Source organism: Virgibacillus sp. DJP39, assembly GCF_049310925.1.
Classification (GTDB): domain Bacteria; phylum Bacillota; class Bacilli; order Bacillales; family Amphibacillaceae; genus Virgibacillus_F.
Genome location: NZ_JBMERP010000005.1, coordinates 71,850 through 84,545 on the forward strand (window position 1 = coordinate 71,850; position 12,696 = coordinate 84,545).

The window sequence follows — 12,696 nt, forward strand, 5'->3', positions numbered from 1 at the left end:
TTATCATAGTTTTTACAATTACCAGTGCAATTATCGTCGAAGTTAATACCAATGAGTGAAAAGCTAATAAGAGTGGTGCCTCTAAATCAGAGACACGCTCTTTTTGTTTAACCAAAAGGGTCTTTCGTGAATTTTGTTGCTTTTAGTTTTACAGTTGAAACAAACTGCGACGTAACTGTTATGTTTATTTCCTACCATCCTTTACAAAATTGATGCTGATCCAGCGCTTCTCTTCAAGGGGGAAGGAGTCCCATGAAACATAGGGGGCATGACATGTTTCTATCTTAGTGAAGGCAGAATACGAAGACTCCTGCGGGAACAGCACGCGTCCGAAGACCCCGGAAGAAGCGTTCTTTGCTTCTGAGGAGGCTGAGGCCGTGCCCGCGGAAAGCGAAGTATTCTGCCGGCACGGCGACTAAAAGATTTCACCACGTCGCAGTTTTCAGATTTTCTGTCAGAACAACAACCTTTTAGAAAACAGCCAACAAAAAAATTAACCACCCTTATCCGGATGATTAATGGTAGATAACCTACTCCATAGAAATATAGCCATTACTTTCCCTGATGATTTTATCCGCTTCGCCATAATCTTCATCTGCTATTTCAACATGAAGAACTTGCGGGTCATGACTATCCTTGGGTTCGTTTGTGAACAGGTTTTTGAGAATCTCAGTTACCTTGTCTCTTGAAAACTCTGGTACTCTCTCCACAAGTACTTGCTCGACTTTTAAGGTTTCAAGCTTAGCTTTTACACTCTCTGCGTCACTCTCAGTTTTGAAATAAGCATCAATTGTCTTCATTTTTCTGTCTCATTCCTTTCTTAAACCATTCTATACAGTACTATTACCCTATTAGCAATTTTAAAAACAACTATTCACCACTAATTCTTTTGGGGAATTCAATTTTTTTGTTCTCATTCATTCGTGCTGAGCATACACTAAACAGTTGTAACTTAAAAACAAAAAGTACCCATCAAGTGGTTCTTACAAGGAGGACGCCGAAATGCCAAGCGGGATTTGCAAACTAGAATTGGAAACTCCAATCAATTATGTCTGGCCGTACGTTAGCGATATGAATAAGTGGGCTCCAATGGTACCTGGCTATATCGAACACACCATTTTGAGTAAAAAACAATCAACCTGGAAATTTAAGGGCGATATTGGTGTGGTTCAAAAAGCAGTTAATTTGAGAATAGACATCACCAAGTGGCAGGAACCATCACTAGTAACCTTTAATTTAACCGGGCTAAATGAAAATTTTAAAGGAGATGGTTATTTCGAGGCTAGAGTAATAAGTGGAAGTAAGACAGAAATCACCTGTTATATCAGCATTATAGCTAAAGGGATGATGGGGCCATTGATTAACTCATTTTTAAAATCCTTCGTACCAAAAACAACAAATGAATTGACGAAATCCATTGCTCAAAAGATTAACGAAGTCGAAGTTGTCACTACATAAAGTGAAGTTTCATTCGATGGATCTACTCTTTTAGCAATCCTCCTGTACTGTTCACCGGATGATATGCGGTATAAACGGTAATCGTATTAAAATAAAGAAAGTATTTACTTCCCAGAAAAGGAACCGGATTTTACCCGGTTCCTTAACTTCTGGAAGATAGTACCCGAACACTCCAAAGAATCATCTTGTTGATGGTTCTTTATTTATTTCCGTTTCGCATACTTTCTTCAGCGACTTTGATCATTCTTTTGACCATCTCGCCACCCACGGATCCATTTTCGCGTGCAGTGGTGTCAGCTCCTGGCTGAACACCAAGTTCATTTGCAATTTCTTCTTTCATACTGTCAATTGCATTTCTCGCACCTGGCACCAACAAATCATTTTTGTTTTCTGCCATCATTGATCACTCCTTGTGGGATATAGAACAGAACGAATCTGTTCTGCTCTTATCATTTGAAGTAAGTGATTTTTTACACCTGTTAAATTTTTGATGTTAAATGAATTGTGAGTAAAAATCTTTATTAAAAAGCTCCAAGGAACCCTATTACTGCTGGTCCCAATAGTACGATGAATATACAAGGAAAGATAAATAATACAAGTGGAAATAGCATTTTAATTGGTGCTTTCATCGCCTGCTCTTCCGCTCGTTGCTTTCTTTTTTCCCTGATTTCAACAGATTGTACACTCAAAATTTGCACCATTCCAATCCCTAGTTGTTCGGCTTGAATGATACTTCCAATTAGGGATTTCACATCATCAATGACCACACGTTCGCGTACACCTGAAAGAGCCTGTCTTCTTGTTTTCCCTAAACGCATTTCTTCAAGACTTTGCTGAAATTCTTTTGATAATACACCATCTTTTTTTGCAACAACCTTGCTTAATGCTGAATCAAATCCTAATCCGGCTTCAATACTAACCGTTAATAAGTCCAGGAAATCGGGTAACTCTTTAAGTGCTTTTTTTCCTCGTGCTTTTGTTTTTTGTTTCAAGTAGTAAAAAGGAAAAAATGATGCAATAAGTAAACCAAAACATGCAGCTAATAGTGTAACTCCATCAGAGATATCTAGGATATATCCATACAATCCAAAAACTGCCGGAAGTACAACAAGTAATAATAACTGTACAATCCGAAACTCCACTGGTGTCATGCCCATAGGGTTTCCCGCTTGAAGCAATTTATTTTCAATTTTTTCTTTTTTAGCAGAAGATAAATTTTTCTTAAAGACCTGCTTTAATTGTTTCCAAAATGGTTCGAGCATTCGTTTGGAAAAGGTTAGTTTTTTCAACTGATTAGATGGTAGCACATCCTTCTGCGCATTCGTTCGCAGTACAGATGAAATCCGACTTTTTATTTTATGCTTCTTTTCTCGACGCAAGCTAACTACTCCATAAATCAACAATAGAATTGTTAAAAGATATGTTATATATAGCATAGAATTACACCTCGATTGTCGTTAGTTTTCGGATTAGAAAAAAACCAATGGTACATGAAACAATCGCAATTGCTACAAGGATAAGCCCAATTGGGTGGCTAAACAGCACACCAATATAATCGGGTTGTATAAGATATAGTACCAGGCCTAGGATTACCGGTAGCAAACCAATTACCATTCCAGATAATCTTCCTTGAGCGGTTAATGTTGCAATTTGTCCTTGTATCTTAATCCGATCTCGAATGGTTTGAACAATTTTTTCTAAAACCGTCGCCAGGTTTCCACCCACTTGCCGTTGAATAATAATGGCTTGAATCATCAAATCAAGATCGTCACTAGGCATCCGTTCCTTAAGGTTATTTAATGCTTCCTCCATTGCAGTTCCATATTGCATTTCACGTAACACCGTTCCCAGTTCTTCTTTCATAGGGGTCTTTGCTTCTTCCATGACAGACGTCAAAGCTTGCGGAAAACTGAATCCTGATTTTAGCGCCCCAACTACAGAAGAAATCATTTCAGGCAAATCATCATTAAATGCTTTCGCTTTGTCACTTTCCTTTTTTTTCAAAATAAACCTAGGAATTAGAAATCCGACTATCCCACCAATGGGCATTATAATTATACTTTCAACAAATAGATAAAGAATGCCAGCACCCAGTGCAACAGCAATCCACTGAAACATAACATATTCCTCAGGTTTTAACGGCACTCCAGCACGATACAACGAAATTTCTAGTTTATTGTTTTTAGCTTTAGTCAACAATTTTTTACGTATGTTTATTTTTGTCCGATTTAAATTTAATTTTAAACGAATCTTTTTTTCCTCAACTACATCTTCCTTATTAGCTGAGAAATATCGATCAATTCTACTTTTGACCGTTTCTTCCTTAACAGGCGTTAAAAATTGTAAAATGGATAAAAACAACAGAAAGGTTGTCAAGAAAATTAGTGGGATAATTAGACTTATCATCCTATCCACTCCTCCTGGTCAATGAATACATTTGGTGAAATGGTTATACCCGAATTCTCCAGACGTTCATAAAACTTTGGTCTGACACCGGTAGGTACCAATTTACCAATCACTTTCCCTTGTTCATCAAGTCCATCTTGCTCAAAGTTAAAAATATCCTGCAAAACAATTATTTCTCCTTCTAAGCCTTGAACTTCTGTTATTTTAGTAATTTTTCTGGTTCCATCCTTTAATCGGGACTGTTGAATAAACAAATCAATTGCACCAGCAATTTGTTCCCTGATCGCTTTAACCGGTAGTTCAATCCCTGCTAGAAGCACCATAGTTTCTAGTCGGGAAATCATATCTCGTGGGCTATTGGAATGCCCTGTTGCTAATGAACCATCATGCCCTGTATTCATTGCCTGAAGCATATCTAAAGCCTCTGCCCCACGTACCTCACCAATAACTACTCGATCAGGACGCATCCGCAAAGAATTTCGAACTAAATCTCGAATAGATACTTCACCTCTACCTTCAATATTTGGAGGTCTAGCTTCCAACGTAACAACGTGATCCTGTCCTAACTGAAGCTCAGCCGCATCCTCAATCGTAACGATCCGCTCATCACTTGGAATAAAGTTAGATAACACATTAAGAGTAGTTGTTTTACCCGAACCAGTACCGCCGCTAACAAAGATGTTCAGTCGTGCTTTTACACATGCGTCTAGGAAAACAGCCATTTCTTTTGTTAATGTACCAAATTGAACAAGATCCTCTATTACGAAAGGATCTTCAGAAAACTTCCGTATAGTTATAGTCGGACCTTTTAGTGCCAAAGGAGGAATGATTGCATTTACACGAGATCCGTCCGGTAATCGTGCATCAACCATCGGGCTGCTTTCATCGATTCGCCGACCAATTGGGGCTACGATTCTTTCAATTACATTCATCACATGTTCGTTGTCCCGAAATTTCACATCTGTTAAAACAAGCTTACCCTTTCTTTCGCAATATACCTGATTGGGTCCATTAACCATTACCTCTGATACATCTTCATCCAACAAAAGTGGGTTTATCGGTCCGAATCCAGTTAAATCATTAACAAGCTCATCAACTACCAGCTTTCGGTCGACTACTCCCCGAAATGATTCATCTTCTTTAATGATATCGATAACCATTTCATCAATTTTAGGTAAAATTTCTTCTAAGTTATCTAAATCCTTAATTTCCTGTAGTATTTTTTTATGTAATAGCCTTTTTATTTCCTTATGTTTCTCATTTTCCTTAGGCTGGACAGGCTTTTTAGGGGGGATACTTTTTTTGCTTGTTTCTTTCGATGGTAACGGTTGCTCTGATTTTTTTGTGCTTACAGTTTTCTCTGCTGTCACTTTTGGCTCCTGTTTATCTTTATCCTGCAATCGGCTAAGAAGACTCATTTCCTACCCCCCCTATTTTTTTGAAGAAAACAACTTTGAAACAACTGATTTTTTCTTATCGATACCACTGGACACTTTATGATTTGATAGTAAGTTTTCTGCTATCTTAAAAAATGCTTTTGACAAATCTGATTTAGTTTTACTCGTTACAAATGGAATTCCTAAATTTAGCGATTGAGAAGCAATTTTAAAATCATTTGGGATATATATTACATTCTCCTGTTCGAGCATGTTTGGTATATCTTCTGCTTTTATCAGGCTGTCCATATCATACCGATTAACTACTAGGATAACTTTGTCGCGAAGCCCTAATTTTCCTAGTGTTTCTAACATTAATCTAGTGCTTTTTAAAGCAGTCATTTCCAGATTAGTCACGAGTAAAATTTGATCTGCTTGTTCCATCATGTCTAAGGACTGCTCCTGGATTCCAATACCGGTATCAACTACAAGGTAATCAGATTGCTTTCGTAATAAATCTGACACTTTTAATAAAATTTCATTTGTAACAAGTTCTGCATATTCGGGTCTCTCGGGAGAAGGTAAAACGCCAACTCCTGATGAATGAGGAGTTATATAGTGGTCAATTGAACCTTGCTCAACTCTATCGAATTCTTCACAAACATCTTTCATTGTATAAGATGGCTGTAAATCCATCACAAGACTGACATCTCCAAATTGAAAATCAGCGTCCAGCAGATTGACGTTGAGATTTTTTTTATTCAACGCGATTGCCAAATTGACTGAGATAAGTGTTCTTCCTATCCCCCCCTTTGCACTGCACACAGCAATCATCTTACGGTTATATATTTGTTCTGCTTCTGCCATCATGCTTTCCTCCTTGATACCAACAAACGCTTAATCCCGATCATCAGGTGGAATAATACTCGGGCGCAAAATGAAGTGGATGTTGCCTGGTACTTTAGCGCGACTTCCGTCTTGTTCGGAAGCGTTAATTAAAGCAATAGCTTGTTCTGGTTTCAACTCAAGGGTAACTGCTTCATATCCCTCAGCTGTAGTACCTTCTGGTAATTCACCACTTGGCTTTTCAATCATTTTCTTTCCGACAGCAAGCACCCGAACATCGGAAAGTAATAACTCTGAATTTATTCCTTCTTTCTTTCCTTTGACATACTTATTGGTTACGATCACATCAACATGGTCTTCGGGATGAATTAAATTTGTAACAGACTGAACGTTTGCTACCGCAACAGAAACTGCCCGGAAGCCTTCCTTCACCTTTCGAGAAACAACTTCAGACTCTTCCTCTTGATCTTTCACCCGATGAGCAAGCACTATTTCACCTTTTTCAATGTTAGCTGTTGCATATTTTCCTGTAGCATTTGCCAAGTCAGTAACGGTTTGTGGATGGATATTTTCTTCTGGTACATTGACTACCTCAAGTACCTCTTTAGTAATTAATTGGTTTTCAGCTAATTTTTCTTTGGCTTTTACCACTTCAATCATTGGCGGTGCAGCTACATCAGTTGTTTCAAATTGTTTTGTGTAATTTAAAAATAGTACAGTTGTTATGATTCCCATTATAATCGCTAAAAAAAATATCATCTTTGAGCGCATATCTCTCACCTACTCAGTTAGTTTAATACTATAAGCTCCACGATTTACTGCATTAGGGTCTGCAAAGCCTTTGCCAGTTCTTTTCATAAAGATCCCCGTGATCGAAGTATCTGTTGCACTCATTGGTTCTTTAATATAAAAATAAGCAAACCCAGTTATTTGAACTTGTTTTACTTTATTTAATTCATTTGCATATGGTTTGTAGATAAGCGCGAGAATAACCCGATCACAATCCCGTGCATACATATCATTGCAACTATTTACCCTCGTTTGCACGACATCTCTAGTTTTTCCTGAAACATTACCTGATTCTGTGTTGACAATATCTCCAACCTGGAGTTCTTCACTGTATCCATCTCGAAATGTTTCTTCGTAGGTTTTTGCTCCTGGACCTGCCAGTGCAAGTATTCCAAAATTGCCGTATTCGGAATCACCTGACCCTACTTTTAGTGGATATTCTTCACCGAATTCCAACACGAAGCTTTCATCCACTCCAAGCGGAACAGCCCCTGTTGCTCGTCCCATCACACCTAGGCTCGCTGTTGCATCAGCTTTTATATTTACGGTCTCAATGCCAAACAACTTAGAGAAAGCAAGTGGTACATCTCTTTGTAGATTTACTTTGACACGATCATTTAATAGTACATTAACCGTGTCCAAAGCGGCGATCTCATTATGCTTAACAAGAACTTCATCAACTATAGATCTGACAATTGCTTCATCATTTGACGTTAATTCCTGTGCACCGGACAAGGCTGCAGCATTCGCCACCTTTTGTAAATCAGCTTTTGTCATATAGAGCCTACTACCATCCATTACAAGTCCAGTAATTGCCAATAAACCAGCAAATGCCAGTGACACGAGAATAAGGACATTACCATCTTGCTTTCTTAAAAGTTCCCTTATTATTTTCATGCTTAGATCCCTCACTTACTCTATTCTTATAGTCGAGTCGACACTTAGAACAAGCGACTCCGGAAAAATTGTCTCGATAAATGGGGTGAAAGGGGTAAGGGTATAATCTAGGTTTACTGTTATATATTCACCAGACTCTCTCATTTCTGGTTGGGGAGTAATGTCTACAAGAAGTTTAGTTGGATCACCCATACTTAAATTATTTCGGGCAAATTGAACAAGCTCTGTGTCAGTTTCACCTAACCCTCCAAGTCTTACTGTTTCCTGTGCGGTGAAATGAAGCGAAGAATACATAATGGTCATCCTGCCGATATCAATGATACCCACTAGTAATAACAAAAGAACTGGTAGGATTAACGCCATTTCCACCAATGATTGTCCTTTTTCCTCTCGGATCATAATAAAACAGCTCCATTAAGAAAAAATGCAAGAGCTGCCCCACCAGCAATTGCTAGCCCATATGGGTATGTACTTTCTAACCCTTCTTTATCAAGACCAAGAGGTATCCTCATGCCATAAGTAATACCGCTTATCGAATAGGTGATTGATTTTAAACGTTGAAATGCTCCTTTACGAAGCAACAAAATAATTAGACCAATTAAACCACCAATAAAACCCATATAAATTGCTGAAATAAATACAAATGACGACCCTTTAATTGCTCCTATTAGCGCTAGCAGCTTAACGTCACCTGCACCCATACCACCCATTAGATAAGGTATTAAAAGAATAACAAGTCCGCAGCTAAAACCTAGTAAACTACTGAATAAACCAGACCAACCTAACAAAATTCCATTTAATAGAAAAGCAAGAAGCAATGATGGAAAAATGACATTATTATAGATCTTTCTGCTTTTTAAATCGGTTATTACACAGATTACTAGGACGATTATTAATAATAGATTTAACACATCAATGCCCTCCCTTCTATTTTTTTAACAAAAAAGCTTTACATATGTAAAGCTTTATTTGCTCTTTTAATTGTTATAATAATACCATTATGGTGTATTAGCTGTTGTCAGTGATGCCACGACATTATCGAACATAGTTTTTATTTGTCCTCGCATTGTAATTAATACCGCAACCACTCCTACAGCAATTACTCCCAACACTAAACCATACTCAGTCATACCTTGTCCTTCTTCTTCTAAAAATAAGCCTTTTAATTTTTTCATCATCATAATAAATCTCTCCCTTTTCTTAAATAATTTTTATAAGACGAATTCAACTTCATTTCCAATCTCTGTACGAGTGTGACTAACTGTTCCTGCTGGTAACTCGATTACTGAAACTGCATCGGCATAGCGACTTCCAACTTTTCCTGGGGTTAATGCTTCATCAATAGCGACAACTATGTTTGCTGCGTTAAGATAAATAATATCAATGGAATAATTCATGAAGAATGTATGGACGGATTGACAGGGTTTGATATGCATGCCAGTTCCTAAGTCAAGTTTGTCCGTGAACATCAAGCCTCTTAGTCGTTTAAAAAAACTGTATGCCTGATTGACATTTACGGCGATTTCCTCCTCGTTACTTAGGTTTACTAGCTTCAATAATTACACCTCCTATGGACAATAAAAATAACCCGCCTTTACCGAAAGGGGGGTTACTGCCTAGTTATTTCAACAATTAAATAGATTTGTAGTGCTAGAAAGGCGCTACTTATCTACCCATTATTAAAATACTATTCCCTGATCCTTCGGTAACTGGCTAGCAATATGCGAAGATTAGCATATAGCCCCTATAGCTTTGCGTCACTGGCTTTCACCAAGTTTTGCCTTTATCGAGATACAGAATTATTCTTTTTTCGACTGCTCTCTTGTTTTTATAATAGTTTAATAACAGAACAAATAGAATCCTACAATAGTACCATTTTTTTACAAAAACCCCCACAAATAAACAATCTCTTGATTAACTAAAAAAAGACAACTGATATAGACAGCTGCCTTAAGACGCAAATATTGACCAGTTATTTTTCTTTGCTGCTTCTTTCATACCCTGGTCAGGATTAACTACTATAGGATACTTCACAAATTGAAACAATGGTATATCACTTTTACTATCAGCATATGCCCAGGTTTCAGCTGGATGAGATTCATCCTCCTGATGAACTTCCATCCACTCTTTTACTTTATTAACCTTTTCGATTCCATTTACTATAGAACCAAGATTACCAGTACATATTCCATTTTGGTCAAATTGTAATTCGGTACTAATTACATGAACGTTTAAATCAAGTTTCTTGGTAAAAGCTCTAAGAAAAGGAAAAAGGGCACCAGACAGAACAATAACAGTATCTCCTTGTTTTTGATGTTCACGTATTTTATGTACAAGGTCCTGATTTGCATCTTTAATACCTATCTCTACTAGTTTTACAAAAAAATCATCTAATTCCTGGGATGTTTTTCCCTTAAACGATTGTGCAAAGGCCCTGAAAAATTGTAATCGAAAAGCATTTTTTCCATTAAGTAAGCCAGAAACTGTAGCTTTTACAATCCCTGCACCAACAACAACCCACTGCTTAAAGACGAACTCCTTTTTTGCCGCTTGAAACATAACCTTAAACGAATTCCCTTGGTAAAGGGTACCATCGAAATCAACTGTTACAACTGCCATTTCCTATCACCTCTACATCAACTATAATGCTGCATTAAGGGGATGTACACTAGAATGGCAATGAACTCTGTATTTTTCTTTTTTTCCTTCTTAATAGCTTAGCTGTTTTCCTTCTCATCTTTCCATTAACAAACGGATAAACCATCAAAGGTAATCCTGGCACTAGTGAAACCGAGACGAGCGCTAACCAATAACTTTGCTCCGAGAGGAAATAGATTAGCGATGCTGGCAAAAATGGATAAAACAATCCTACCCTTATAGATGATTCGTATTTCCCTGGAATTTCAGCTTTAACTGTATAGGTGGATTTTATTTGTTCCCCTTTTGATAGAATCACCCTTTCATGACTCAACTCAATCTGCTTGTCACTCGTATTAATGGTTCCGATTAATGGAAAAGCACCATTATTGCTAAGCTCCGACAATGGACGCGAAACCTTATCGCCCACCTTTAAGATCCCGACATCACTCCCCATTATTACTCCCTGGCTTTTGTCAGATACCTGGTACGCCAAACCGAGGTTCTGTCCAGAAGTAAGCATTGTTCCACCCATAATAACTGCAATCGTTAATCCACCCACTATATAAATCAGCTGTAATTCCATCCCCTGACTCTTCTTTTTACGCTTTTTTGTAAACTTAATTTCCCCGAAGGCAATTAGTCCTGCAAGAACCAATGCGATTACTGGTATTAATAACGGATTGCTTTGAAACTTTTCCGCCCACAACGATAAGTAGCCAATTTTCGGAATAACAATTGGTGTTTCTCCAATCGTTATTGCTTTCCCTGCAACCCACTCCTGTTTAATAGGTACAGTACCATCGGAACTTTGATCTGTATACTTATTGGCATCACCTTTTGTAATGAACCCTTCTTCACGGCTCCCACTCATTACACGATGAGCGATCCAGCCCTGTTTTGAAAGACTCCCTTCTTCTGTTTTAAAAAATATAATATCTTCTTTATGTATAGTTTTCTCTTCTTTTAAATTTTCAATGATGACCATGTCCCCCCGTTCCCAAACAGGGTGCATACTGTTTGAACGGATAACAGTAAGTAACATAGGTTCTTTTGTAATAGCTGATCCAATAGCTGCGACTAATGAACATAAGACTACTATTACTAGAACAACATTTATTATTCTCGAAACTACCTTCATAGATACAACTCCTTTCCTCTATTTTATTGTAAATCTATATCAAATTAAGCCCTCTAAAGTAGAATTCATCTGGTACAAAAGTATACCCTTCCATAAACTTAAGTAGCAGACAAAAGAAAAAAGTAGTAGTAAATCTAGTAAATAGTAGATTAATAAAGTAGACAAATGATATTTAATAAGCCCACTTAAGAGTGACGATATCAACCGATAAACCACCTATACTTGGTTTATCAACAAAACACGGCGATATGCCGAAAAAATTCTAGGAGGAATTATAAATGAAAATGAAAAAAGGATTATTAATGGTAGTTTTACTACTAGCTCTTTCCAGCGTGATGGCAGCGATGTCATTTACGACTGCTAGTGTAACGAGTGGCATGTCGTTTAATGTTAAAAATACAAACGAATCGCTCTTAGCACTTTCAGCAAGTGACGAACACAATGCATCGTTTTACAATACAGCTGGTGCAGATAAACTAATTATTGACTTGGACAAAGGTTATAATGGTGACGACTTTGGCGTTCAAAACAATAGTGATTACACTTGGGACGAGTTATTTACAGTTAAAAATAATTCTGAACACGCAATAAATGTTTCTGTAAGCACTAACCCTAAAGTTGGTATTGCAGGAATTAACACTTATTTAAAAAGTACTGAAGACTCTTGGACTAGAATAAATGGAATGTATAGTTCAGGGGATGGAGAATATACTTTTGTACTTGAACCTAACGAAGAAAGACAGATTGATCTTAAATTAGAATCTATGCAAGGTTCAAATAAACATGAAGGTCAAAGAGACTTCGATTTAATCGTTGATGCCAGCAAAGTCTCCAAGTAATATAAGTTTTTTTAAAACATCCCTAAATTGAATTTAGGGATGTTTTTGATTTCCTTATCATACGGATAAGACATAACTACCCACTATTCGGCAAAATTAGAACCAATCATTGTACACTATCTGACATAATATCCACCACAATCTAGTTATAATTAACTATGATAATAACTGGATTACTAGGAAACTGTGATATACGTCCTATATGTGGGCACCAGGGACGTATGGAGTTAGTGGTGCAACCGGCCTGATTAGAACTGGACAATTTGTTCAGTTTGATTAGGCTTTTATTATGAACTTTTTTAGGAGG

At 37.3% G+C, this 12,696-nt stretch carries 16 protein-coding genes and 2 riboswitches; of the genes, 2 read left to right on the plus strand and 14 right to left on the minus strand.

Going from position 1 to position 12,696, the window contains the following annotated elements:
• Window positions 1-530: 530 nt before the first annotated feature.
• The gene (locus tag ACOI1D_RS03540) at window positions 531-800 is read right to left on the minus strand and encodes a hypothetical protein (RefSeq protein ID WP_422499263.1); all 270 of its coding nucleotides are present in this window, start codon (window positions 798-800) and stop codon (window positions 531-533) included.
• Between the two features lie 202 nt (window positions 801-1,002).
• Here ACOI1D_RS03540 and ACOI1D_RS03545 point away from each other — a divergent pair, with 202 nt between their 5' ends.
• Window positions 1,003-1,458, plus strand: a complete 456-nt coding sequence (locus ACOI1D_RS03545; protein WP_422499264.1) for a CoxG family protein — start codon at window positions 1,003-1,005, stop codon at window positions 1,456-1,458.
• A gap of 199 nt (window positions 1,459-1,657) precedes the next feature.
• On the opposite strand, the gene ACOI1D_RS03550 is transcribed toward ACOI1D_RS03545, so the two are convergent.
• The 13 genes from ACOI1D_RS03550 to ACOI1D_RS03610 form a co-directional block, all read right to left on the minus strand.
• Window positions 1,658-1,855, minus strand: a complete 198-nt coding sequence (locus ACOI1D_RS03550; RefSeq protein WP_422499266.1) for a small, acid-soluble spore protein, alpha/beta type — start codon at window positions 1,853-1,855, stop codon at window positions 1,658-1,660.
• Between the two features lie 124 nt (window positions 1,856-1,979).
• Window positions 1,980-2,894, minus strand: a complete 915-nt coding sequence (locus ACOI1D_RS03555) for a type II secretion system F family protein (protein WP_422499267.1) — start codon at window positions 2,892-2,894, stop codon at window positions 1,980-1,982.
• Window positions 2,895-2,898: 4 nt separating this feature from the next.
• A complete protein-coding gene (locus ACOI1D_RS03560; protein ID WP_422499269.1) occupies window positions 2,899-3,864 on the minus strand; it encodes a type II secretion system F family protein in 966 nt (321 codons plus the stop codon).
• Window positions 3,861-5,282 (minus strand): CpaF family protein, encoded by a 1,422-nt coding sequence (locus ACOI1D_RS03565; protein WP_422499270.1) that lies wholly within the window; start codon window positions 5,280-5,282, stop codon window positions 3,861-3,863. The genes ACOI1D_RS03560 and ACOI1D_RS03565 overlap by 4 nt, the downstream gene beginning before the upstream one ends.
• A 12-nt stretch (window positions 5,283-5,294) precedes the next feature.
• Window positions 5,295-6,107 carry an AAA family ATPase gene (locus ACOI1D_RS03570; RefSeq protein ID WP_422499272.1) on the minus strand — a complete coding sequence of 271 codons (813 nt, stop codon included), beginning with the start codon at window positions 6,105-6,107 and terminating at the stop codon, window positions 5,295-5,297.
• A 30-nt stretch (window positions 6,108-6,137) separates the two neighbouring features.
• Window positions 6,138-6,857, minus strand: coding sequence for a Flp pilus assembly protein CpaB (gene cpaB / locus ACOI1D_RS03575; protein WP_422499273.1), 720 nt, complete (start codon window positions 6,855-6,857; stop codon window positions 6,138-6,140).
• A 9-nt stretch (window positions 6,858-6,866) separates the two neighbouring features.
• Window positions 6,867-7,772, minus strand: coding sequence for a pilus assembly protein TadG-related protein (locus ACOI1D_RS03580; protein WP_422499274.1), 906 nt, complete (start codon window positions 7,770-7,772; stop codon window positions 6,867-6,869).
• A 15-nt stretch (window positions 7,773-7,787) separates the two neighbouring features.
• A complete protein-coding gene (locus tag ACOI1D_RS03585; protein WP_422499276.1) occupies window positions 7,788-8,171 on the minus strand; it encodes a TadE/TadG family type IV pilus assembly protein in 384 nt (127 codons plus the stop codon).
• The gene (locus ACOI1D_RS03590; protein ID WP_422499277.1) at window positions 8,168-8,683 is read right to left on the minus strand and encodes an A24 family peptidase; all 516 of its coding nucleotides are present in this window, start codon (window positions 8,681-8,683) and stop codon (window positions 8,168-8,170) included. Before ACOI1D_RS03590 ends, ACOI1D_RS03585 begins: the two co-directional genes overlap by 4 nt.
• An 87-nt stretch (window positions 8,684-8,770) precedes the next feature.
• Window positions 8,771-8,953, minus strand: coding sequence for a Flp family type IVb pilin (locus ACOI1D_RS03595; protein WP_422499278.1), 183 nt, complete (start codon window positions 8,951-8,953; stop codon window positions 8,771-8,773).
• A 30-nt stretch (window positions 8,954-8,983) separates the two neighbouring features.
• Window positions 8,984-9,328, minus strand: coding sequence for a DUF192 domain-containing protein (locus ACOI1D_RS03600; protein ID WP_422499280.1), 345 nt, complete (start codon window positions 9,326-9,328; stop codon window positions 8,984-8,986).
• A 145-nt stretch (window positions 9,329-9,473) separates the two neighbouring features.
• Window positions 9,474-9,564, minus strand: a riboswitch (cyclic di-GMP riboswitch).
• 158 nt (window positions 9,565-9,722) lie between these two features.
• Entirely contained in the window at window positions 9,723-10,391 is a 669-nt protein-coding gene (locus ACOI1D_RS03605) for an HAD family hydrolase (RefSeq protein WP_422499282.1), read from the minus strand.
• 49 nt (window positions 10,392-10,440) lie between these two features.
• A complete protein-coding gene (locus tag ACOI1D_RS03610) occupies window positions 10,441-11,550 on the minus strand; it encodes a signal peptidase I (protein WP_422499283.1) in 1,110 nt (369 codons plus the stop codon).
• Window positions 11,551-11,828: 278 nt separating this feature from the next.
• On the opposite strand from ACOI1D_RS03610, the gene ACOI1D_RS03615 reads away from it, so the two are divergent.
• Window positions 11,829-12,389 carry a DUF1102 domain-containing protein gene (locus ACOI1D_RS03615; protein ID WP_422499284.1) on the plus strand — a complete coding sequence of 187 codons (561 nt, stop codon included), beginning with the start codon at window positions 11,829-11,831 and terminating at the stop codon, window positions 12,387-12,389.
• A 170-nt stretch (window positions 12,390-12,559) separates the two neighbouring features.
• A riboswitch (cyclic di-GMP riboswitch) is annotated at window positions 12,560-12,643 on the plus strand.
• Window positions 12,644-12,696: the final 53 nt, after the last annotated feature.